This window comes from Streptomyces alboflavus (genome assembly GCF_000716675.1).
Lineage (GTDB): Bacteria > Actinomycetota > Actinomycetes > Streptomycetales > Streptomycetaceae > Streptomyces > Streptomyces alboflavus.
Window position 1 is genome coordinate 62,167 of sequence record NZ_JNXT01000020.1, and the last position, 21,584, is coordinate 83,750.

General features: G+C 72.4%; 16 protein-coding genes. 8 read left to right on the forward strand and 8 right to left on the reverse strand.

What is annotated here, in order from left to right; all coding sequences use genetic code 11:
• Positions 1-36 precede the first annotated feature (36 nt).
• Both OO63_RS17080 and OO63_RS17085 read left to right on the forward strand, forming a co-directional pair.
• Positions 37-468 carry a nuclear transport factor 2 family protein gene (locus OO63_RS17080; protein ID WP_030357682.1) on the forward strand — a complete coding sequence of 144 codons (432 nt, stop codon included), beginning with the start codon at positions 37-39 and terminating at the stop codon, positions 466-468.
• Entirely contained in the window at positions 461-1,354 is an 894-nt protein-coding gene (locus tag OO63_RS17085) for an NmrA family NAD(P)-binding protein (RefSeq protein ID WP_199819473.1), read from the forward strand. The genes OO63_RS17080 and OO63_RS17085 overlap by 8 nt, the downstream gene beginning before the upstream one ends.
• On the opposite strand, the gene OO63_RS17090 is transcribed toward OO63_RS17085, so the two are convergent.
• Both OO63_RS17090 and OO63_RS17095 read right to left on the reverse strand, forming a co-directional pair.
• Positions 1,303-3,246 carry a beta-galactosidase gene (locus OO63_RS17090; protein WP_051810946.1) on the reverse strand — a complete coding sequence of 648 codons (1,944 nt, stop codon included), beginning with the start codon at positions 3,244-3,246 and terminating at the stop codon, positions 1,303-1,305. The two genes, OO63_RS17085 and OO63_RS17090, sit on opposite strands and share 52 nt — an antisense overlap.
• A complete protein-coding gene (locus tag OO63_RS17095) occupies positions 3,243-4,004 on the reverse strand; it encodes a FadR/GntR family transcriptional regulator (RefSeq protein WP_234311112.1) in 762 nt (253 codons plus the stop codon). The genes OO63_RS17090 and OO63_RS17095 overlap by 4 nt, the downstream gene beginning before the upstream one ends.
• Before the next feature lie 286 nt (positions 4,005-4,290).
• Here OO63_RS17095 and OO63_RS17100 point away from each other — a divergent pair, with 286 nt between their 5' ends.
• The 5 genes from OO63_RS17100 to OO63_RS17120 all read left to right on the forward strand — a co-directional run bounded on the left by OO63_RS17100 (position 4,291) and on the right by OO63_RS17120 (position 10,953).
• Positions 4,291-5,907, forward strand: a complete 1,617-nt coding sequence (locus OO63_RS17100; protein ID WP_030357686.1) for an ABC transporter substrate-binding protein — start codon at positions 4,291-4,293, stop codon at positions 5,905-5,907.
• 76 nt (positions 5,908-5,983) lie between these two features.
• Complete coding sequence (locus tag OO63_RS17105) at positions 5,984-6,943, forward strand: ABC transporter permease (protein WP_030357687.1); 960 nt, start codon at positions 5,984-5,986, stop codon at positions 6,941-6,943.
• Positions 6,943-8,946, forward strand: a complete 2,004-nt coding sequence (locus OO63_RS17110) for a dipeptide/oligopeptide/nickel ABC transporter permease/ATP-binding protein (RefSeq protein WP_031192709.1) — start codon at positions 6,943-6,945, stop codon at positions 8,944-8,946. The genes OO63_RS17105 and OO63_RS17110 overlap by 1 nt, the downstream gene beginning before the upstream one ends.
• Positions 8,933-10,024, forward strand: coding sequence for an oligopeptide/dipeptide ABC transporter ATP-binding protein (locus OO63_RS17115; protein WP_051810947.1), 1,092 nt, complete (start codon positions 8,933-8,935; stop codon positions 10,022-10,024). Before OO63_RS17110 ends, OO63_RS17115 begins: the two co-directional genes overlap by 14 nt.
• Positions 10,021-10,953 (forward strand): dihydrodipicolinate synthase family protein, encoded by a 933-nt coding sequence (locus tag OO63_RS17120; RefSeq protein WP_030357690.1) that lies wholly within the window; start codon positions 10,021-10,023, stop codon positions 10,951-10,953. Before OO63_RS17115 ends, OO63_RS17120 begins: the two co-directional genes overlap by 4 nt.
• 339 nt (positions 10,954-11,292) lie before the next feature.
• Here the strand turns inward: OO63_RS17120 and OO63_RS17125 are convergent, their stop codons facing one another.
• From OO63_RS17125 to leuA, 6 genes are all read right to left on the reverse strand, one after another.
• Positions 11,293-12,570: a sialidase family protein gene (locus OO63_RS17125; protein ID WP_030357691.1), complete on the reverse strand. Its 1,278-nt coding sequence runs from the start codon at positions 12,568-12,570 to the stop codon at positions 11,293-11,295.
• A gap of 260 nt (positions 12,571-12,830) precedes the next feature.
• Entirely contained in the window at positions 12,831-13,517 is a 687-nt protein-coding gene (locus OO63_RS17130; RefSeq protein WP_030357692.1) for a response regulator transcription factor, read from the reverse strand.
• Entirely contained in the window at positions 13,514-15,151 is a 1,638-nt protein-coding gene (locus tag OO63_RS42260) for a histidine kinase (RefSeq protein WP_051810948.1), read from the reverse strand. Before OO63_RS42260 ends, OO63_RS17130 begins: the two co-directional genes overlap by 4 nt.
• A gap of 66 nt (positions 15,152-15,217) precedes the next feature.
• Positions 15,218-17,326, reverse strand: coding sequence for an MMPL family transporter (locus tag OO63_RS17140; protein WP_030357694.1), 2,109 nt, complete (start codon positions 17,324-17,326; stop codon positions 15,218-15,220).
• Between the two features lie 144 nt (positions 17,327-17,470).
• Positions 17,471-18,250, reverse strand: a complete 780-nt coding sequence (locus OO63_RS17145; RefSeq protein WP_380839753.1) for a TerB family tellurite resistance protein — start codon at positions 18,248-18,250, stop codon at positions 17,471-17,473.
• Positions 18,251-18,445: 195 nt separating this feature from the next.
• Positions 18,446-20,170: a 2-isopropylmalate synthase gene (gene leuA, locus OO63_RS17150; protein WP_030357696.1), complete on the reverse strand. Its 1,725-nt coding sequence runs from the start codon at positions 20,168-20,170 to the stop codon at positions 18,446-18,448.
• Between the two features lie 324 nt (positions 20,171-20,494).
• On the opposite strand from leuA, the gene OO63_RS17155 reads away from it, so the two are divergent.
• Entirely contained in the window at positions 20,495-21,568 is a 1,074-nt protein-coding gene (locus OO63_RS17155; RefSeq protein ID WP_030357697.1) for a M4 family metallopeptidase, read from the forward strand.
• Positions 21,569-21,584: the final 16 nt, after the last annotated feature.

Consider the following 21,584-nt stretch of genomic DNA (forward strand, 5'->3'; position numbering starts at 1 on the left):
ACCGACAGTCCGAATCGTAGAGGACGGCACCTTCCCATGCCCACTGGCACCTCTTCCGCCCCCACCCCCTCCGAACTGTTCCGCGACGGCATCCAACTCCTGCTCACCGACGACGTGGCCCGCTGGGTCGAGCTGTTCGCCGAGGACGCCGTCGCCGAGTTCCCCTTCGCCCCGGAGGGCTACCCGCGGCGCGTCGAGGGCCGCGCCGCGCTCGGCGAGTACCTGCGCGGCCTCGGCTCCCACATCGAGTACCAGGCCTTCCCGTACATGGACATCCACGAGACGGCCGACCCGGAGACGATCGTGGTCGAGTTCGCCGCGAAGGGCCGCGTCGTCGCGACGGACGGCCCCTTCGAGATGACGTACATCGCCGTGATCACCGCCAAGGACGGCCGCTTCACGCGCTACCGCGACTACTGGAACCCGCTGGCCGTCCCCGGCTCCCTCACGGAGGCCGTCGGTGCCTGAGCGCTCCGGGCCCGGCCCGCTGACCGTCCTGGTGACGGGCGCCACCGGCACCACCGGCACCCGCGTCACCACCCGCCTGGCCACCCTCGGCCACACCGTGCGCGCCGCGAGCCGCTCGGGCCGCACCCCGCACCCGGGGGCCCGCGCGGTCCGCTTCGACTGGTACGACGAGGCGACGCACGCGCCCGCCCTGCACGGGGCCGACCGCGTCTACCTGGTCGCGCCGGTCGGCGATCCCGACCCGGTCGCCGTCGTGCTCCCGTTCCTGCGGCGGGCCCGTGCGGCGGGCGTGACCCGGGTGGTCCTGCTGAGTTCGTCGGCCATCGAGGCGGGCGGCCCCGCCCTCGGGCAGATCCACCGACTCCTCGCCGAGGAGGGCCTGTTCGAGGAGTGGGCCGCGCTCCGCCCTTCCTGGTTCATGCAGAACTTCACCGACGACCACCCGCACGCCGAGAGCGCCCGCACCGACGGCGTCCTGACGACCGCGACCGGCACCGGCCGGGTGCCCTTCGTCGACGCCGACGACATCGCGGCGGTGGCCGCGCACGCCCTCACCGCCACGCCCCCGCCCGGGCACGACCTGGTGATCACCGGCCCGGAGGCGCTGACGTACGACGAGGTGGCGGCGACGCTCACCGACGTCACGGGGCGGGCGGTGACCCACCACGCCGTATCGGCCGACGAACTCGCCGAACGGCTCACCGGACGCGGCCTCCCCGCCGGGTTCGCCCGTGTCCTGGCCGCCCTGGACGACGGCATCCGGGGCGGCGCCGAGGACCGCGTCACGGACACCGTGGCCCGTCTCACCGGCCGGGCGCCGCGCTCCTTCGCGGACTACTGCCGCGATGCCTGGTCGCGCTCGGCCGTCACCGACCCGTCGCGGTGATCGAGGCGCAGCCGCACCCTCTCCCCCGCCGCCGTCACCCGCGTCCGCACCTGCACACCCTCCGGGAGCCCCGCCTCCACGGGCGACACGCCGGCCTCCGCCCGTACCCGGTCGAGGAGTTCGCGCATCGTCTTCGGATCGGGGCGCAGGCCCAGGTACCAGGCGGTGCCCCGGCCGTACTCATGCCGGGTCACGGCGGGGCCGCCCTCGTCGTACGCGAGGACCTGTTCGGCGCCCTCCAGGCGGATCTCCTCGGCCCAGGCGCCGTCGGGGCGCGGGTCGAACTCCTCGACGGTCAGGCCGAGCACCTCGCGCAGCGGTCCGGGGTAGCCGCCGAGGTGTACCCGGTCGTGCTCGTCGGTGATGCCGGAGAAGTACGACACGACGAGCGTGCCGCCGCCCCGCACGTAGTCGGTGAGGCGCGCGGCCGTGTCCAGGGACAGGGAGTACAGGTGCGGCACGAGCAGCAGCCGGTACGCCGCCAGGTCCCCGTCGACCGGCACCACGTCGCACGCCACCGACGCGTCGTACAGCGCCTTGTGGTGGGCGAGCGCGCCCTCCAGGTAGTCCACCTCGCTCGGGTGCGCGTCGGTCTCCAGGGCCCACCAGTTGGGCCAGTCCAGGAGCAGCGCCGCGTCCGCCCTCTCCGGCCGTGACCTCAACAGGTCGGCGTGTGCGGCGAGTTCGGCGCCGAGCTCGGTCACCTCGCGGAAGGTGCGGGTCTCGGGGCCCGCGTGCGGCACCATCGCCGAGTGGAACTTCTCGGCGCCTCCGCGCGACTGGCGCCACTGGAAGAACAGCACCGCGTCCGCGCCGTGCGCCACGGCCTGCCAGCTGTCCAGACGCATCCGTCCGGGCGGCTTGCGGCCGTTGTGGGCACGCCAGTTGACGGCCGAGGGGGCCTGTTCCAGGAGCAGCCAGGGCCCGGCCTTGAGGCCGCGCATCACGTCGTAGCTGAAGGCGGTGCGCTGGGCGGCGTCCGGGTCGTGCGGGTCGGGATAGGAGTCGTACGAGACGACGTCCAGGTGCGGGGCCCAGCGGAACAGGTCGAGGGTCTTGGCGACGGGCACGAAGTTCGTGGTGACGGGGGTGTGCGGGGTGACGCGGGCGAGGACGGCCTTCTCCGCCAGGTAGCAGGCGAGGAGTTCGTCGGAGGAGAAGCGGAGGAAGTCGGCCTGCTGGGCGGGGTTGCGGAAGGAGGGGGCCGCGCGCGGGGTGTGGATCTCCTCCCAGGTGCTGTAGCGCTGCGACCAGAACGTCGTCGACCAGGCGTCGTTCAGGGCGTCGAGGGTCTGGTACCTCTCGCGCAGCCAGGTGCGGAACGCCGCCGTGGACACCTCGCAGTGGCAGTGGCGCGAGATGTGGCAGCCGTACTCGTTGCCGATGTGCCACAGGGCGAGCGCCGGATGGTCCGCGTACCGGGTCGCGAGGCGTTCCGTCAGGCGCACCGCGTGGCTGCGGAAGACCGGGCTTGAGGGGCACCAGTGCTGGCGGGAGCCGGGGTGCAGCCGGGTGCCGTCCGCCAGGACGGGCAGGGTCTCGGGGTGCAGGCGGGCCAGCCACGGGGGCGGGGACGCCGTCATCGTGGCCAGGCAGGCGGCGACGCCCGCGGCGGCGAGGCGGTCCAGGTGGGCGTCCAGCCAGGTGAAGTCGTAGGCGCCGGGGGTCGGTTCGGTGGTGGCCCAGCCGAAGATGCCGAGCGTCACCAGGTTCACGCCCGCCGCGCGCATCAGCTCGACGTCCTCGGCGTGCACGTCGGGGCCCCACTGCTCGGGGTTGTAGTCACCGCCGTACGCGAGGGACGTCAGCCTGTCGTAGAAGCGGTCCAGGTTGCCGCTGCTATCACTGCTGCCGCCGGTGCCGTCGGGGCCGCCAGTGCCGTCGGGGGTCATCCCACACCTCTCGATCCCTGTCCCGCCCGCGCCTCGATGCCGCGGAAGTGGTCCGCCATCGCCCGCTGCGCGGCGCCCACGTCGCCCGCGCGCAGCGCCGCCACTATGTCGCGGTGCCTGCGCACGGTGAGGTCGGGCGCCGGGTCCCGCGACCAGCCGCGGACGCCCGCGACGCGGTGGAAGACGTGCCAGAACGCGCCGAGCAGCTGGGTGACGAGCGTGTTGCCGAGCGGCCTGTACAGCGCCTCGTGGAACTCGCGGTCCAGGTCCGGGAAGGCCTCCCCGGCCGCCGCCGCTTCCTCCATCCGCCGCACCAGGTCCTCCAGGCCGGTCAGCTCGGCGTCGGTGAGCACCGCCGCGACCGCACGCACGAGACCCTCCTCCAGGACCGCCCTGACCTGCAGGATCTCGGCGAGCGCGGGGGTGTCGTCGGCGAGCTGGACCAGGGTGCGGAAGGTCAGGCCGTCGGCGAGGGGGGTCAGGGAGGCCTGGCCGACGTAGGTGCCGTAGCCGTGCCGGATCTCCACGATGTCCAGGGCCTGCAGCGCCTTGAGGGCCTCGCGCACGGAGTTGCGGCTGACGCCCAGCTCCTCCATCAGCTCGGCCTCGGTGGGCAGCAGCGCGCCGGGGCGCAGCCGCCGGTCCAGGATCAGCTGGGTGACCTCGCGCTGGACCTGGCCGCTCACACGCCGTTCACCGGACCGCCTTGGGGCGGGCCCGGGCCGTTCACGGATGGGCTCCTGAGGCATGCGCCACATCGTAGGCACGGATGACATCCCACGTCCCACCTCCGGACGAGACTTCTGTGCGCGCGGCGGCCCGTCCGGGCCTGAGGGTTGCTCAATTCCGATCCGGGAACAGCGGGTTCTGATCCGTGCGCGTTCTCTTGACCGGCACTCGCGGCCCTCTTATGGTCGCCACGCCAGCACGACGTAGGACGTGGGATCTCCCACCGGAAGAACTACACCTCCCTCTCACCCGGCACTTGGGGAGCAGGCCTCCCCACTCCTTCATGGAGGCACTGTGAGCCACCTGATCCCCGTGATGCGCGACGGCGGGCACGGCCCCGACCGCCGGTCCTTCCTCAAGTACACCGGCGCCGTGGGCGCGGCGGCGGGTCTCACCGGCACGCTCGCGGCCTGCTCGGGACCGGAGTCGACGAACGACACCGGTGGCGGCGGCAAGGACGGCGGCACCCTGACGGCCGTCATCGGCTATGGCAACGACGGCAGTTGGGACCCGACGCAGACGGCGTCGGCGTTCGCGATGGCGGGCAACGAGCACATCTACGAGGCGCTGCTCGGCACCGACCCGATCAGCAGGGATCCCTACGCCCAGCTCGCCACGGCGGTGCCCGCCGACCTGAAGGCGACGACCTGGAAGTTCGAGCTGCGGGCGGGCGCCACCTGGCACGACGGCAAGCCCGTCACCGCCGACGACGTGGTGTTCGTGTTCGACCGGATCCTGGACCCGAAGACGCAGACCCTCGCCAAGGGCTTCTTCGCGAGCTGGCTCAAGGAGGTCAGGAAGGTCGACGCGCGGAACGTCGAGCTGATTTTGAAGTTCCCCTTCCCGGACGGCGCCGCCCGGCTCACCCTCGCCAAGATCATGCCGAAGCACGTCTACTCCAAGCCGGGCGCCTGGGACGACGCGACCAAGGGCAAGGCGATCGGCTCGGGCCCGTACCGGCAGACCGCCCACCAGCCGAAGTCGAACACGACCTTCGAGGCCTTCGCCGACTACAACGGCCCGCGCAAGGCCGCCTTCAAGAAGATGAACTGGCTGACGATCGTCGACGCGGCGCCGCGCGTCGCGAAGATCTCCGGCGCCGGCGCGGACGCCGAGATCTCCGACAACATCCCGTACGCCAACATCGAGCAGCTGAAGAAGGGCGGCATGACGGTCGAGGGCGGGGCCGGCATGAACAACCTCTTCCTGATGTTCAACACCGCGCACAAGCCGTTCGACGACGTGCGGGTGCGCCAGGCGCTGCACTACGCCATCGACCGCGAGAAGATGATCGAGGTCGCCCTGAAGGGGCACGGCAAGGCCGCCTCGTCCTTCCTGAACGAGGGCAACCCCAGCTACCGCCCGGCGAAGACCGTCTACGCGTACGACCCGAAGAAGGCCAAGGCGCTCCTGAAGGAGGCCGGGGTCGACAATCTGAAGATCAACATCATGGCGGTCAACGTCAGCTGGATCGTCGACTGCCTGCCCACCATCAAGGCGTCCTGGGACGCGATCGGCGTGCAGACCACGCTCGACCCGCAGGAGACCACGGCCGTCTTCACCAAGATGGACCAGAAGAAGGACTACCAGGTCGTCGCCGCCGCCTCGAACCCCAACCAGTTCGGCACCGAGGCCGACCTGATCATGCATTACAACTACGGGCCCGACAACCTGTGGATGGGTTACGCCCGCTGGGCGAAGAACGCCCGCGCCAAGGAGTTGTTCCGGCTCATGGACCGGGCGACACGCGAGCCGGACGCCACCCGGAAGAAGACGATGGTGCAGGACTACATCGACATCGTCGCCGAGGAGGCCGTGCTGTACCCCGTCGTGCACAACGAGCTGATGACGGCGTGGGACCCCAAGCAGCTCACCGGTGTCCGCGCCCAGCCCTACCCCGGGATCAACCTGCTGCAGGCCAAGTGGGCCTGAGCGACGTGAGCAAACCGAACGCCGGCGGCGGCCCGAGGAGGCCGTACGCCGTGAGCGACCAGAGGAGCGTCCAGCAGTGACCGCGATCCTGCGCATCCTGGCCCGCCGCATCGCCCTGCTCGTGCCGCTGCTGCTCGGCATCGTGCTCTTCGTGTTCCTCGTGATGCGGTTCTCCGACATCGACCCGGCGTCGGCGTTCTACCAGGGCGCGAACCCCACCCAGGAGCAGCTGCACCAGTTCCGCGAGGACAACGGCCTGCTCGATCCGCTGCCGGTGCGCTACGTCGACTTCGTGGGCGACCTCATCGGCGGCGACATGGGCATCAGCGTCCTGACCCGCTCCCCCGTCATCGACCAGATCACCACCGCGCTGCCGCTGACGATGCAGCTGACCTTCCTCGGCCTCGGCGTCGCGGTGCTGCTCTCCCTGCCGCTCGGCGTGCTCGCCGCGATCTACCGCGACCGCCTCCCCGACCAGATCATCCGCGTCGTCTCCCTGACCGGCGTCGCGGCGCCCGGCTTCTGGCTGGCCCTGCTTATGATCCAGTACCTGGCGGTCGACCTGGGCTGGTTCCCGACCGGCGGCTACGTCAACCCGGCCGACTCCTTCACCGGCTGGCTGAAGACGATGACGCTGCCCGCCCTCGCCCTGTCCCTGCCGGTGGCCGCGCAGATGACCCGCATCGTGCGCACCGCCGTCGTGGAGGAGCTGGACAAGGACTACGTCCGCACGGCCGTCGGCAGCGGCCTGCCGCCGGTCGTGGTGGTCGGCCGCAACGTGCTGCGCAACGCCCTCATCAACCCGCTGACCGTGCTCGGCCTGCGCGTCGGCTATCTGCTCGGCGGCGCGGTCGTCATCGAGACGATCTTCTCGCTGCCCGGCATGGGCAAGCTCATGATCGACGCGGTGAAGAACGGCGACCCGGCCGTCGTGCAGGGCGTCGTCATCACCACGGCCGTCGGCTTCGTCGTGGTGAACCTGGTGATCGACATCCTCTATCTGCTGGTGAACCCGCGCCTGAGGGGAACCTCCTGATGCTCCAGACGCGCAAGAAACTCACCGAGCGCCTTGCCGTGCCCGGCATCCGGCTGCGGGCCCTGGCGAAGCTCCCGGTGCTCTCCCGGATCTCCCTCGGCGTGGTCTCCGTCGTCGTCCTCGTCGCCCTGTTCGCCCCGCTCATCGCCCCGCACGACCCGCTCGACCAGCAGACCCTCGTCGACGGCACCGGCCACCCCTCCGCCGACCACTGGATGGGCCAGGACAGCCTGGGCCGGGACATCCTCAGCCGGCTGATGTACGGGGCGCGCTGGTCCCTCGCCATCGGCCTGGGCGCGACGACGCTCGCGCTGGTCGTCGGCGCGGTCATCGGAGCCGTCGCGGCGACCTCCCGCAAGGCCGTCGACGAGACCCTGATGCGCTGCCTCGACGTCGTCATGGCGTTCCCCGGCATCGCGCTCGCGGCGGTCCTCGTGGCCGTCTTCGGCGGCGGCATCACCGTCCTGATCTGCGCGATCGCCTTCCTGTTCACCCCACCCATCGCCCGTGTCGTACGCGCCAACGTGCTCGATCAGTACGGCGAGGACTACGTGGTCGCCGAACGCGTCATCGGGGCGCGCACCCCGCACATCGTCATCAAGCACGTCGCCATCAACTGCGCCGCCCCGGTCCTGGTGTTCTGCACCGTCCAGGTCGCCGAGGCGATCGTGTTCGAGGCGTCCCTGTCGTTCATCGGCGCCGGTGTGCGGCCCCCGGACCCGTCCTGGGGCAGCGTCATCGCCGACGGCAAGAACATGGTCCTCATCGGCGGCTGGTGGGCGACGGTCTTCCCCGGCCTGCTCATGCTCCTGACCGTGCTTTCCCTGAACGTGCTCTCCGAGGGTGTCTCCGACGCCTGGGCCGCGCCGTCCGGGCGTGACGTCACCGGCGCCGGGCGCAAGGACGACCCGGTCGAGGCGCCCGAGCCGGGCAGCGGCGAGGTCCTTCAGCTGCCGGGCCTGACCGAGGCGGCGGCGCGGCTGCGCTCCCGGGCCAGGCCGCTGCCCGAGGGCGCGCCCGTGCTCAGCGTGCGGGACCTCGCCATCGGCTTCGAGGAACGGCACTCCGGCGTCGACATCGTCGACGGCATCAGCTTCGAGGTCAGGCCCGGCGAAGTCCTCGGCCTCGTCGGCGAGTCCGGCTGCGGCAAGTCCCTGACCGCGCTCACCGTCATGGGTCTGGAACCCAAGGGCGCCCGGGTGCGCGGGCACGTCACCTTCGCCGGGCAGGAGCTGATCGGCCTGCCCATGCGGGCCCGGCGGCGGCTCCTCGGCCACGACATGGCGATGATCTACCAGGACGCGCTGTCGTCCCTGAATCCGGCGATGACGGTACGCGCCCAGCTCAAGCAGGTCGTCCGGCGCGGCGGCCACCGCTCCCCCGCCGAACTCCTCTCCCTCGTCGGCCTCGACCCCGACCGCACCCTGCGCAGCTATCCGCACGAGCTGTCCGGCGGCCAGCGCCAGCGTGTCCTCATCGCCATGGCCCTGTCCCGCGACCCCAAGCTGATCGTCGCCGACGAGCCCACCACGGCGCTCGACGTGACCGTGCAGGCCCAGGTCATCCAGCTCCTGCTGCGGCTGCGGGCCGAGCTGGGCTTCGCGCTCATCCTCGTCTCGCACGACCTGGCGCTCGTCGCCGACGTCACCGACCGGGTCGCGGTCATGTACGGCGGGCAGATCGTCGAGACCGGCGTGACCGCCGACCTCGTCGAGGCCCCCACCCACCACTACACGCGCGGCCTGCTCGGCTCCGTGCTGTCCCTGGAGTCCGCCGCCGAACGCCTTACCCAGATCAAGGGCGTCGTCCCCTCACCGGCCGACTTCCCCGCGGGCTGCCGCTTCGCCGACCGGTGCCCGCTCGCCGACGACCTGTGCCACACCACCGCCCCCGAACTCCTCGGCGAGACCTCCCACCTGACCGCCTGTCACCATCCCGCACCCGTCGTCATGACGGCGGAGCCGGGGCTCCCAGGAAGCGAGGCGGCCCATGACCGTGGCTGAGGCTGTTCCCCCCGGCGACCTGCCCGACGACGACCCGGCCGCCCTGGTCACGCTGCGCGACGCGCACGTCGTCCACAAGGCCCGCACCGGCGGCCTGTTCTCCCGCGACCGGGTGTACGCCCTCACCGGCGCCGACCTCACCATCGCCCCCGGCGAGACCGTCGGCGTCGTCGGCGAGTCCGGCTGCGGCAAGTCGACGCTCGCGAAGGTCCTCCTCGGCATCCAGCGGCCGACGTCCGGGCGCATCGCGTTCCGCGGCCGGGACCTGTGGGAGATGGGTGCCGCCGAGCGCCGCACCACGATCGGCACCGGCACCGCCATGATCTTCCAGGACCCGTCGACCGCCCTCAACCGCCGGCTGCCGATCCGGCAGATCCTGCGCGACCCCCTCGACGTGCACCGCCGCGGCACCCCCGCCGAGCGCGCCGACCGGGTGCGTGAGCTGATGAGCCTCGTCGGCCTGCCCACCGTCCTCGCCGACGCCCTGCCCGGGCAGCTCTCCGGCGGCCAGCGCCAGCGTGTCGCCATCGCCCGCGCGCTCGCCCTCGAACCCGACCTCGTCGTGGCCGACGAGCCCACGAGCGCCCTCGACGTCTCGGTCCGCGCCCAGATCCTCAATCTGCTCCTGGACCTGAAGGAACGCCTGGGCCTCTCCCTGGTGTTCGTCTCCCACGACATCCAGACCGTCCGCAGGATGAGCGACCGCGTCATCACGATGTACCTCGGCCGGATCGTCGAGGAGTCACCGGCCGCCGAGATCCTCGACGACGCCCGGCATCCGTACACCCGGGCGCTGTTCTCGGCCACACCCGGACTGCTCGACCCGATCGACCCGATTCCGCTCGTCGGCCCGGTACCGTCGGCCACGCGGCCGCCCAGCGGGTGCCCCTTCCGCACCCGGTGCTGGAAGGCCGACGAGGTGTGCGCGACGGCCATGCCGGACGTCGCGGACGCCGGTGCCGCGCATCGGTACCGGTGCCACCACCCCGTACTGGCGGGCGAGTCCACGCGGGACCTCGTCAGCCAGTCGTCCGCAGCGACGGCCGCCGCCACGGCCACGTCCAAGGAGACTTCATGACCCTTCCCTCCCCGTTGACCGGTGTCGTCCCTCCCGTCTGCACCCCCCTGACCCCGGACAACGAGGTGGACGTGGCCTCGCTGGAACGCCTCGTCGACCATCTTCTCGACGGCGGCGTCGACGGCCTCTTCGTGCTCGGCTCCTCCTCCGAGGCCGCGTATCTGCCGGACGGGCACCGCAAGGTCGTCGTGGACCGGGTCGTGCGGTACGTCGGCGGGCAGGTGCCCGTCCTCGCCGGGGCCATCGACATGACCGCCCTGCGCGTCCTCGACCACGTGCGGGCCGCCGCCGACGCCGGGGCCGACGGGGTCGTCGTCACCGCGCCCTTCTACACCCGTACCCATCCCGCCGAGGTCGCCCGTCACTTCCGGCTCGTCGCCGACCGCGGGGCGCTGCCCGTCTTCGCCTACGACCTGCCCGTCTCCGTCCACACCAAGCTCGACGCCGACCTCGTGCTCGATCTCGCCGCGGAGGGGGTGCTTGCCGGGCTCAAGGACTCCAGCGGCGACGACGGAGGGCTTCGGCGGGTCGTCCTCGGCGCCCACGCCCGCGCCCTCCCCTCCTTCGCCGTCCTCACCGGGTCCGAGCTCACCGTCGACTCCGCCCTCGCCATGGGTGCCGACGGGGTCGTCCCCGGTCTCGGGAACGTCGATCCGCACGGGTACGTGCGCCTCTACCGCGCCGCCCTCGCGGGGGACTGGGCTCGTGCCCGCGCCGAGCAGGAACGGTTGTGCGCGCTCTACCGGATGGTGGCCGTGGGTGACCCCCTGCGGATGGGGGCCAGCTCCTCCGGGCTCGGGGCGTTCAAGGCGGCGCTGCACCTGCGCGGCGTCATCGACTGCCCCCTCACCGCGGTGCCCCAGGTCCCGCTGTCCGGGGCGGAGACGGAACAGGTGGGGAAGCATTTGGCTGCGGCCGGGTTGCTGTAGTCCTCGCTGGGCCCCGCTGGGGCTCCGCCCCAGACCCCGCTCCTCAAACGCCGGAGGGGCTCTCTCCCACCCACCCGCCCCAACTCCCCCCGACTCACCAACAGCCCGGCACCCTCAGGCCCCCACACTTCCCACGCGCCGGGACGACGCTCCCGCACGCCCCCGCGACGTTTCCGCTCGCCCCGGCGAAGTCTTCAGCCCGTCCGGCGTTTGAGGACGAGGCGCGGAGCGCCGATTCGGGGGAGGACCGTCCCAGCCGCACGGAACACCCACCCCCGGGGTCCAGGGGCGGAGCCCCGGTTTCGGGAAGGGGCGGGGTTGGGGAACGCCCCGCCAGGGCTACACCACCACCCGCCGCCACACCACCCGCTCATACGTCCCCGCGACCCCCGTCTCGTACAGGAGACCCACGGTCCCGGGCCCCACCTGGACCAGGTCCGAGTAGCCCGCCCTGTCCTGGGACAGGGTGAGGAGCTTGGTGAAGGTGCGGCCCGCGTCGCGGCTGCGCCAGAGCGCCATCGCCTGCCGGGCGGTGGGCACGGACGGCCCGGAGAAGAGCAGCGGCTCCCCCCACCCCCGGAGCTGGAGAAGCCCACCCTGCACGACGGGCACGTCGTCGAGGGAGGGCTGGACGGCGTAGGGCCGGTCGAGGGTGCGCCCCCCGTCGCTGGAGTAGCTGTCGAGCCGGTTGCCCACGGCCACCCCGTGCTGATCCCGCGAGCTGAGGTACAACCGCCCGTCGGGCAGTTGCGCGACGGCGGACTCGTTGGAGTTGTGCTCGCCGTCGTAGGTGTCGTCGACGAACCCGATGCGCCAGCTGAGCCCGTGGTCGTCGCTGTAGAGGGCGTGCCCGCCGTAGTACTTGGGCTCCTGCCCGGTGTCGGCGGAGCCGGTCGCGGGCGCGGCGGAGTGGTTGGCGGGCACGACGAGCCGCCCGGCGTACGGCCCGCGGGTGAGCGCGACGGCGTGCCCGGGTCCGGTGGCGTACCACCGCCAGTCGGGCCGCTTCACGGCGGCGGTGATCTCGCGCGGCGAGGAGAACGTACGACCGTCGTCGGCGCTGCTCTGCACGAAGGCCCGCCGGCTCTGCGCGGCCGTGACCTCGCCGCGCATGATCTGGCCCTCGGTGACGGCACCGCTGTTGTAGGAGGTGAGCAGCACGACGCGCCCGGTCACGGGGTCGACGACGGGCGCGGGGTTGCCGCGGGTGTCGCCCCGCCCCGCGGCGACGACGGCGAGGGGGCCCCAGGTGCAGCCGCCGTCGGTGGAGCGCCGCAGGACGACGTCGATGTTGCCGGTGTCGGACGCGCTGGCGCGCCGCCCCTCGGCGAAGGCGAGCAGGGTGCCGCGGTCGGTGCGGACGACGGCGGGGATGCGGAAGGTGTCGTAGCCGCTGGTGTGGGCGGTGTACGGCACGGAGGTGGCGCAGCCGGGGAGGAGGGGGGCGGGGGCGGCGCCGGGGTGCGTGAAGGCGGTGAGCGCGAGGGCGGCGGAGAGGACGAGGGCGACGGCGGTGAGGCGGCTGCGGCGGTCCCGTCCCCCCTCACCGCTCCCCTCGGAGAGACTGCTCCGGACGGGTGGACGTCGTCTCTGGATCACGCGGCTCGTACGGCTCATACGGCTCCTCACGACGGGACGTGGGACGTAGGACGTCGCGCGTGAAGCTAATGCGCCCCGGGCGGTACGACAATACCCCTGCGTAACGAAGGAGTTGACGCTGTGTTGACGCATGAGAGTGACGGGGGTGTTTCGAGCCGGGCGTCCCGGCCCGCAGGAGGGCGTCACACCACGGGGGCCTCGCGCCCTGCCCGGGGCGCGCACCCGTCGGCACACGAGGACGCCGACCGCCACCCCGCCCAGGCCCCCGGCCCGCCCCCTCAGCCCCCCGCCCCCGGCGTGACCAGACCCGACTCGTACCCCACGATCACCAGCTGCGCCCGGTCCCGCGCCCCGAGCTTCCCCATGATCCGGCTGACGTGGGTCTTCGCGGTGAGGGGGCTGAGCCCGAGCGCCTCCGCCACCTCGGTGTTGTTCAGGCCCCGTGCGACCAGCGTCAGGACCTGCCGTTCGCGGTCGGAGAGGGCGCCGAGCGCGGCGGGCACCGGGGCCTCGGCGTGCGGGGCCTGCGGCTGGCGAAGGACCCGGGCGATGAGGCGTCCGGTGGGGCCCGGGGACAGGAGCGACTCGCCCGCGGAGACCGTACGGATGGCGTCGAGCAGCTCGGCGGGCTTGGTGTCCTTGACCAGGAAGCCGGACGCCCCGGCGCGCAGCGCCTCCACCACGTGCTCGTCGGTGTCGTACGTGGTGAGCATCAGGACCTTCACGCCCGCGAGGTCCTCGTCGGCGGCGATCAGGCGGGTGGCCTCGATGCCGTCGAGGTCGGGCATGCGGACGTCCATGACGACGAGGTCGGCCCGCTCGGCCCGGGCCAGGTCGACGGCCTCGCGCCCGGACCCGGCCTGCGCCACGACCTCCATGTCCCGCGCGGACTCCACGAGCATGGCGAAGGCCGCCCGCACCAGCGCCTGGTCGTCGGCAAGCAGTACCCGGATCACTCGGCTCATCTCTCCTCGCCCAACGGCAGCACCGCCACCACCTCGAACCCCCGGCCCGCGCCCGTCCGCGGCCCGGCCTCCAGCGTCCCGCCCACGCTCCGGGCCCGCTCCCGCATCCCGATGAGCCCGAACCCGGGCCCGTCCACGGGTCCAGCCCCGCCCCGGCCCGCGGCCCCGCCCTGCCCCGGGTCGGCCTCCCCGTCCCGCGGCACGACACCCCACGTCGCGGGCGGCGGCCCCCCGTTCGCGCTCCCCCGCGCGCCCCGGGCCGAGGCCGCGTCCCCGCCCGCCACCGCACCAGCGGCCGAAGCACCGGAAGCAGGAGAGACCGGAGGAGCAGGGGGAGCCAGAGGAGCCGGAGGAGCCGGAGAAGCCGCAGCTGCGGCCCCGGCGGTCGAGGCGGTCGAAGCCCTCGCGCGACCGGCCGCGCCCGCAGCCGCCCCGGAGCCCCCCGGCGCGCCCCGCCCCCCGGCGGCCCGAGCGGCCCCGGCGCTCACCGCGTCCACAACCCCACCCGCACCCCCGCCCCCGTCATCCCGCACCGTCACCCTCAGCTCCCCGCCCTCCTCGCGTATCCCCACCGCCACGCTCGGCCCGGGACCGCCGTGGCGGACCGCGTTCGTCAGGGCCTCCTGGACGATGCGGTACGCCGCCGCGCCCACCGCGGGCGGCACCGGGGGGTCGGGGAGGCTGACCGCGAGGTCGACCTTCGCGCCCGCCGTGCGGGCCGCGTCCGCCAGGTCGACGAGGCTGTCGAGGCCGGGCAGGGGGCCGCGGGACTCGTCGGGGGCGTCGGCGGGTCCCGGGCCCGCGGTGCGCAGGACCTCGAGGGTGGCGCGGAGTTCGCCGCGCGCGGTGCGGCAGGTCTCGGCGATGTCGTCGAGGGCGCTCGCGATGGCGGCGCGGTCGAGGCGGTCGGGGTCGGCGGCGAGGACGTGCGCGGCGACCGAGGTCTGCACGCCGACCAGGGTGATGCTGTGCGCGAGCAGGTCGTGCAGGTCGCGGGCGACCCGAAGGCGCTCCTCGGCGACGCGCCGCCGCGCCTCCTCCTCGCGGGTGCGTTCGGCGCGCTCGGCACGCTCGACGACGGAGGCGACGTACTGCCGGTGGACACGGACGTACGTACCGAAGATCAGCACGGCGACGATCCAGCCCGCGATCCGCACGACCTCCGTGGCCGGGTCCCTGCCGATGCCCGAGTTGACGACGAACATGATCGCGATGATGTGCACGCCGGTCAGGAGCGCGCGGCGGGGGCGCCCGGAGACGGCGACGGAGTAGAGGGCGACCATGCCGACGTGGGTCGCGGCGGCGTGCGTGTAGTCGAGGGCGTGGTACGGGCCGACGAGGGCCATCACGGCGAGCATCGCCGTCATCGGCCTGCTGCGGCGCCAGGTCAGGGGGACGTGGGCGCCCACGAGGAGCGTCCAGCCGAGTGCGTCCGGCGCCTTGCCGTCCTTGATCAGGTGGGCGAGGACGACGGCGAGGGCGGCGAGCGCCCCGGCGAGGAGGGCGTCCTCCCGCAGGGCGCGCCGGGTGCCCGGCACGGCTCCGGTGAACGGCCACCACGGGCGCGACGGGGACGGCGGGTTCGGCACGTCGTCGGCTCCCCCTTCCGGTGCGCGGGTCGCGGGTGCGGCCATGCGTGTCCCTCATCTTCCTGTACGGCGGCGCCCCTCCGGCAAGGGAGGGGCGCCGCGGACGGTGGATCAGGGCACGCGGGCCAGTTCCGGAGTGCTGGCCTCCGGCTCCGGTGGGCGTGCCTTGGAGAGCGGTCCGGGCCACCACACCTTCCGGCCGAGCGCGAGGCTCGCGGACGTCACCAGGTACGTCCGCACCAGGAAGGTGTCGAGGAGGACGCCGACCGCGATGACGAAGCCCAGTTCGACGAGCTGGACCATCGGCATGCTGGTGAGGACGGCGAACGTGGCGGCGAGGACCAGGCCCGCGGAGGCGATCACGCCGCCCGTGGTGCGCAGCGCGGTGAGCGCGGCCTGCCCGGTCTCCGCCCCGGCCAGGCACTCCTCCCGCATGCGGTGCATGAGGAAGATGCCGTAGTCGACGCCGAGTGCGACGAGGAAGCAGAAGGACAGCAGGCCGAGGCCCGGGTCGGTGCCCTCGAAGCCGAAGACGGGGCCGAAGACGAGTCCCGCGATGCCGAGCGAGGCACCCCACACCGCGACGACCGCGCCGAGCAGCAGGAGCGGGGCGATCAGGGCGCGCAGCAGGACGACGAGGATCAGCAGGACCGCGGCGAGGACGATCGGCACGACCACCCACATGTCACGCCGGTTGGTGTCCTCCAGGTCGATCTGTTCGGCGCTCGGCCCGCCGACGTGGGCACCTGATGGGTCCAGTTTGTCGCGGAGCCTCTCGATGGTCCCGGTCTCCGCCGCCGTCTGCGGCGGGGCCTTGGCGACGACGGAGATCTCCGTCCACTGCTTCGAGCTCCGGCCGCGCTCGGCGCCGTCGACGCCCGGCACGCTCCGCGCGTCGGCGAGCACGCGGTCGGCGCGGTCGGTGGGCGCGATGACGCTGATGGGCTGGGTGCCGCGTTCGGGATAGGCGGCGGCGAGGGTCTCCATCGCGGCGATGGAGTCGGGCTTGCTGGTGAAGGTGTCCTCCTGCTTGAGGTTGCCGGGCAGGGCGAACGCGCCGAGGGCCAGGGCCCCGAGCAGGACACCGCCGGACACGAGGACGGTGAGGGGCCGGCGCCCCGCGGACGAACCCATCGACTGGAACAGGGACTTCCGCTTCTTCGGTTCGCTGCCGAACGCGGGCACCAGCGGCCAGAACACCCGCCGCCCGAAGAGCACGAGCAGCGCGGGAAGCAGCGTCAGCATGGCGACGAGCGCGCACAGGACACCGACGGCGCCCAGCGGCCCCATGCCCCGGCTGCTGTTGAGGTCGGCGGCGAGCAGGCAGAGCAGGCCCGCGGCGACCGTGCCGGACGAGGCCACGACGGCGGGCCCGCAGCCGCGCAGGGCGGCGCGCATGGCGTCGTACGGCCGCTCGATCCGGCGCAGTTCCTCGCGGTAGCGGGAGACGATCAACAGGGCGTAGTCGGTGCCCGCGCCGAAGACGAGGATCGTCATGATGCCCGAGCTCTGGCCGCTGACCGAGGTGTCGAAGGCCTGGTTGAGGCCGTAGGCGACGCCCATGGAGAGGAAGTTGGCGACTCCGGCGACCACGAGCGGCACCAGCCAGAGCAGCGGGCTGCGGTAGATCAGGATGAGCAGGATCGCGACGACGGCGACGGTGGTGTAGAGCAGCGGGCCGTCCAGGGAGCCGTAGACCTCGCTGGCGTCGGTGGCGAGCGCGCCGGACCCGCCGACGTCGACCTTCAGGCCGTCCGTGCTGCCGGGGCCGTCGGGCGCCTTGACCACGTCCCGTACGTCGTTGACGAAGGCGTCCCGCTTCTCCTCGTCCGTGCCCGGAGCGGTGCTCGCGACCGGGTACATGAGTGTCGTGCCGTCCTTCGACGCCACCCCCGTGGGCGTCGCGACCAGCTTGAACTCACGTGCCACGGCGGCCGCCTGGTCGGCCGCCGTCTTCCGGTCGGCCGCGCTGAGGCCGCCGTCGCGGTGGTAGACGAGCACCAGCTCGGTGCTCTCACCGCCGGGCAGCTGCTCCTGGACCTCGGCGACCTGAGTGGAGTCGGCGCTCGCGGGCAGATAGTCCACGGCCCGGTCGCGCTGGACGTCGCCGAGCTTCCCCGCGAACGGAGTGGCGAGCGCGAGCACGGCGACCCACAGGCCGAGCAGCACCCAGGGCACGGCGCGTGGCCGTCGGCGCTTCGTCGTTGATGCGGCCCCCATCGGTGGGCCTCCCTCCATGGCGATGTCGGTGGCTTACGCCTTCCAGACTTCCGCCGTGAGGGGGTCGATTCGTCGCGCCCGAGAGCGAGTTGGCGGTTACGCCCCGGGGTGGCGCCGGGCCTTCGTTACTCCCTGGGGAGTACGTCAGCGGGGTGTCCGTGTCGCCGCCACGAGGAGGCGGGCCACGTCGTCGGGGTCGATGGTCAGCGCGCAGCCCGCGGTGGCGAGGACATCGCGTTCGGCGGGCGTGTACGGCCCGTCGGCGAGCGCGATCCGCGCGCCCTGCAGGAGCAGCGCCTCGCGGCCCGCGGGGGCGAGGTGCGGGGCCAGCGGGCCGAGCGCCTCGTGGAGTTCGATGGCGAGGCCGGGCACGCAGTCGGGGTCGCCGATGCGGCCGGTGTCGGCGGCGAGCGCCTCGATGAGGGCGGCGAGGCGTTCCTCGGTGCAGTCGTCGAAGCCGGCGCCGCGCAGGGTGGTGACGGCCGCGTCGAGGGCCCTGCGGGAGGTGCTTCCGCCGCTGGTGAGGACGGCGAGGACGACGGTGTGCACGGCGTCGCGGAGCATCGCGGAGAGCCGCACGGTCGTGGGGTGGTCGAGGGCGTCGACGCCGAAGTGGTCCTGGCAGGCGGCGCATTCGACGACGGGCCCGGCGTCGCCGCGGGACAGCAGCGGCACGCCGAGGAAGACGAAGCGGCGGCGGCCGGTGCGGCGCTGGTAGTTGCGGTCACCGCCGCAGCCGGGGCAGAAGAACTCGCCGTCGCAGATCGTGGTCCAGGCGGTGCGGGTGCCGATCAGACGGGGGCCGTGGCCGCGGTGCAGCAGCCGCGCGAAGGTCCCGGGCGCACGGGCGCCCGGGTCGCCAAGTGGCGTGTTTCTGCCGAAGATGCGGGATTCCCGGCCTTTTCGTCCCCGATCTGGCAGCACCACGCACCTCCATGACGCCGCGGCAGCCCTGCCGCGTTGGCGTGATGTTAGCCACATCCATGATGCCGCGTCAGTACCCCGTACGGGAGATGGCCGGTTGCTGGCCTGGACCAGCCGCCGGACACGCGGCGGCCCCGCCCGCCACGAGGGCGGACGGGGCCGGGAAAGCACCGGTCGAACGGGAGTCCGGCGGGATCAGCGGGCCGCGCGGTTGACGGCGGAGACGACCGCCTTCATGGAGGCACGTGTCGTATTCGCGTCGATGCCCACGCCCCACAGGACGCGGTCGCCGATGGCGCACTCGATGTAGGACGCGGCCTGCGCGGAGGCGCCCTCGCTCATCGTGTGCTCCTGGTAGTCGAGCAGGCGCAGGTCGATGCCGACGATGGACTGCAGGGCGTTGAAGAACGCGGAGATCGGGCCGTTGCCGGAGCCGGTCAGGGTGATGTCGGCGCCGTCGACGGTGGCCTCGACGGTGAGGGTGTCGGTGCCGTCGACGTCCGTGATCGTCTGGCCGTTCTTGACCTGGATGCGGCCCCAGGGCGCGTCGGGGTTGGGCAGGTACTCGTCCTGGAAGACACTCCAGATCGCGTCCGGCGTGACCTCGCCGCCCTCGCTGTCGGTCTTCGTCTGGATGATCTTCGAGAACTCGATCTGCATGCGCCGCGGCAGGTCCAGCTTGTGGTCGTTCTTCAGGACGTACGCGACGCCGCCCTTGCCGGACTGGGAGTTGACGCGGATGACGGCCTCGTAGGAGCGGCCGACGTCCTTGGGGTCGATGGGCAGGTACGGCACGGCCCACTCGATGTCGTCGACCGTCTTGCCCGCGGCCTCGGCCCGGGCCTCCATCGAGTCGAAGCCCTTCTTGATGGCGTCCTGGTGGGAGCCGGAGAAGGCGGTGTAGACCAGGTCGCCCGCGTAGGGGTGGCGCGGGTGGACCTCCATGCGCGTGCAGTACTCGTACACGCGGCGGACCTCGTCGATGTCGGAGAAGTCGATCTGCGGGTCCACGCCCTGGCTGAACAGGTTCATGCCCAGCGCGACCAGGTCGACGTTGCCGGTGCGCTCGCCCTGGCCGAACAGGCAGCCCTCGACGCGGTCGCCGCCCGCCATCACGGCGAGTTCGGCGGCGGCGATGGCGGTGCCGCGGTCGTTGTGGGGGTGGATGGACAGGCAGACGTACTGGCGACGGGACAGATTCCGGGACATCCACTCGAAGCGGTCCGCGTGCGTGGAGGGCGTCGAACGCTCCACGGTGGCGGGCAGGTTGAGGATGATCTCGCGGTCGGCGTCGGGCTGCCAGACGTCCATGACGCCCTCGCAGACCTCCAGGGCGAAGTCCAGCTCGGTGTCGGTGAAGATCTCGGGGCTGTACTGGTAACCGAACACGGTGTCCGGGTCGAGGATCTTCTCGGCGTACTCCATGACCAGGCGGGTGCCGTCGACGGCGATCTGCTTGACCTGGTCGCGGGAGCCGCGGAAGACCACCTCGCGCCAGACCGGCGCGGTGGCGTTGTACAGGTGGACGGTGGCGCGCTTGGCGCCCTTCAGGGACTCCACGGTGCGCTCGATCAGCTCTTCGCGCGCCTGCGTCAGAACGGAGATCGTCACGTCGTCGGGGATGGCGTCCGGGTCCTCGACGATGGAGCGCACGAAGTCGAAGTCGGTCTGGCCGGAGGACGGGAAGCCGACCTCGATCTCCTTGTAGCCCATGCGTACCAGCAGGTCGAACATGGCGCGCTTGCGGGTGGGCGACATCGGGTCGATGAGTGCCTGGTTGCCGTCGCGCAGGTCGGTGGACAGCCACCGGGGGGCGACGGTGATGCGCTGGTCGGGCCAGGTCCGGTCGGGGATGTCCACCTGCTCGTACTTGCCGTACTTGTGGATCGGCATGGAGCTGGGGCGTTGGAAGTTCGGCATGGTGTGCGGGGCTCCTCGGGAGGTCCGGAAGGACGGCCGACGGTCTAGCACAGCACCGAACTCCGCGGGGAGGGGGTCGGCCTCTGCTACAGGCCCTCGCCGCGGCAGCTAAGGAGAAGCAGCCCGAAACGCATGATGCGGGGCAGCCTAGCCGAGGTCCGCAGGATGCGCGGGCGCGTATCAGTATGCGGGACCGCAGGGACGTATCGGACAAAACGTGCCGTATATCACCTGGAGGGGACGGCGTAGGTCCGTATACGTCTATTTCACCAATCATGGTGGCAGCTAGTGACAGCGGCATGACCCAGTGCCACATTGCCGCACATGACCGCCAACCCAACGGGCTTCGAGCCCGTCTTCTGCACGATCGTGCCACCTGTGGTCCTGGACCGGCTCGCCCAGTCCTCGGACCCCGCGCTCGCCAAGGCCGCCCGCCGCACCCTCCAGCGCGACGCCTACGAACGCACCCAGCGGCGTCTGACCACGGTCATCGGCGCCCCCTCCGTCGCCGCGCCCAAGGGCGCCGAGGAGGGCAAGCCGCACCGCACCATCCACGACGCCAAGCACCGCACGGATCTGCCTGGCCGCAAGGTGCGCGGCGAGGGCGACAAGCCCGGCAAGGACGCCACCGTCAACCGCGCCTACGCCGGCCTCGGCGCGACCTTCGAGGTGTTCTTCAAGCACTTCGAGCGCGACTCGATCGACGGCGGCGGCCTGCCGCTGAACGCGACCGTGCACTACGGCGAGGACTACGGGAACGCGTTCTGGAACGGCGAGCAGATGGTGTTCGGCGACGGTGACCGCGAGATCTTCCTCGACTTCACCATCCCCGTCGACGTCATCGGCCACGAGCTGACCCACGGCGTCGTGCAGTACACGGCGAACCTCACCTACTTCGGTCAGCCCGGCGCCCTCAACGAGTCCATGGCGGACGTCTTCGGCTCGCTGATCAAGCAGTACACGCTCGGCCAGACCGCCGACCAGGCCGACTGGCTGATCGGCGCGGGCCTGCTCGCCGAGCGCGTCACCGGCAAGGCCCTGCGCTCCATGAAGGAGCCCGGCACGGCGTACGACGACGACGTGCTCGGCAAGGACCCGCAGCCCGCCGACATGGACCACTATGTGCGCACGGGCCGCGACAACGGCGGCGTGCACATCAACTCCGGCATCCCCAACCGCGCCTTCTACCTCGTCGCCGAGGCTCTCGGCGGGCACGCCTGGGAGCGGGCCGGACAGATCTGGTACGCCGTCCTGACCGGCGGCGAGCTGGCCCAGGACGCCTCCTTCACGGACTTCGCGAAGCTGACGGTGGCGGCGGCCCGCGCCAAGTACGGCGACGGCGACGAGCTCAAGGCCGTCCTGGACGCCTGGGCACAGGTCAAGGTGCCCACCGCCTGACCCGGCCGGTGACCGG

Coding starts and splice junctions, on each gene's coding strand:
- OO63_RS17120 (WP_030357690.1), top strand. CDS start 10,021: ATGACCCTTCCCTCCCCGTTGACCGGTGTCGTCCCTCCCGTCTGCACC.
- OO63_RS17080 (WP_030357682.1), top strand. CDS start 37: ATGCCCACTGGCACCTCTTCCGCCCCCACCCCCTCCGAACTGTTCCGC.
- OO63_RS17140 (WP_030357694.1), bottom strand. CDS start 17,326: ATGGGGGCCGCATCAACGACGAAGCGCCGACGGCCACGCGCCGTGCCC.
- OO63_RS17100 (WP_030357686.1), top strand. CDS start 4,291: ATGCGCGACGGCGGGCACGGCCCCGACCGCCGGTCCTTCCTCAAGTAC.
- OO63_RS17125 (WP_030357691.1), bottom strand. CDS start 12,570: ATGAGCCGTACGAGCCGCGTGATCCAGAGACGACGTCCACCCGTCCGG.
- OO63_RS42260 (WP_051810948.1), bottom strand. CDS start 15,151: ATGGCCGCACCCGCGACCCGCGCACCGGAAGGGGGAGCCGACGACGTG.
- OO63_RS17155 (WP_030357697.1), top strand. CDS start 20,495: ATGACCGCCAACCCAACGGGCTTCGAGCCCGTCTTCTGCACGATCGTG.
- OO63_RS17090 (WP_051810946.1), bottom strand. CDS start 3,246: ATGACCCCCGACGGCACTGGCGGCCCCGACGGCACCGGCGGCAGCAGT.
- OO63_RS17110 (WP_031192709.1), top strand. CDS start 6,943: ATGCTCCAGACGCGCAAGAAACTCACCGAGCGCCTTGCCGTGCCCGGC.
- OO63_RS17095 (WP_234311112.1), bottom strand. CDS start 4,004: ATGTGGCGCATGCCTCAGGAGCCCATCCGTGAACGGCCCGGGCCCGCC.
- leuA (WP_030357696.1), bottom strand. CDS start 20,170: ATGCCGAACTTCCAACGCCCCAGCTCCATGCCGATCCACAAGTACGGC.
- OO63_RS17130 (WP_030357692.1), bottom strand. CDS start 13,517: ATGAGCCGAGTGATCCGGGTACTGCTTGCCGACGACCAGGCGCTGGTG.
- OO63_RS17115 (WP_051810947.1), top strand. CDS start 8,933: ATGACCGTGGCTGAGGCTGTTCCCCCCGGCGACCTGCCCGACGACGAC.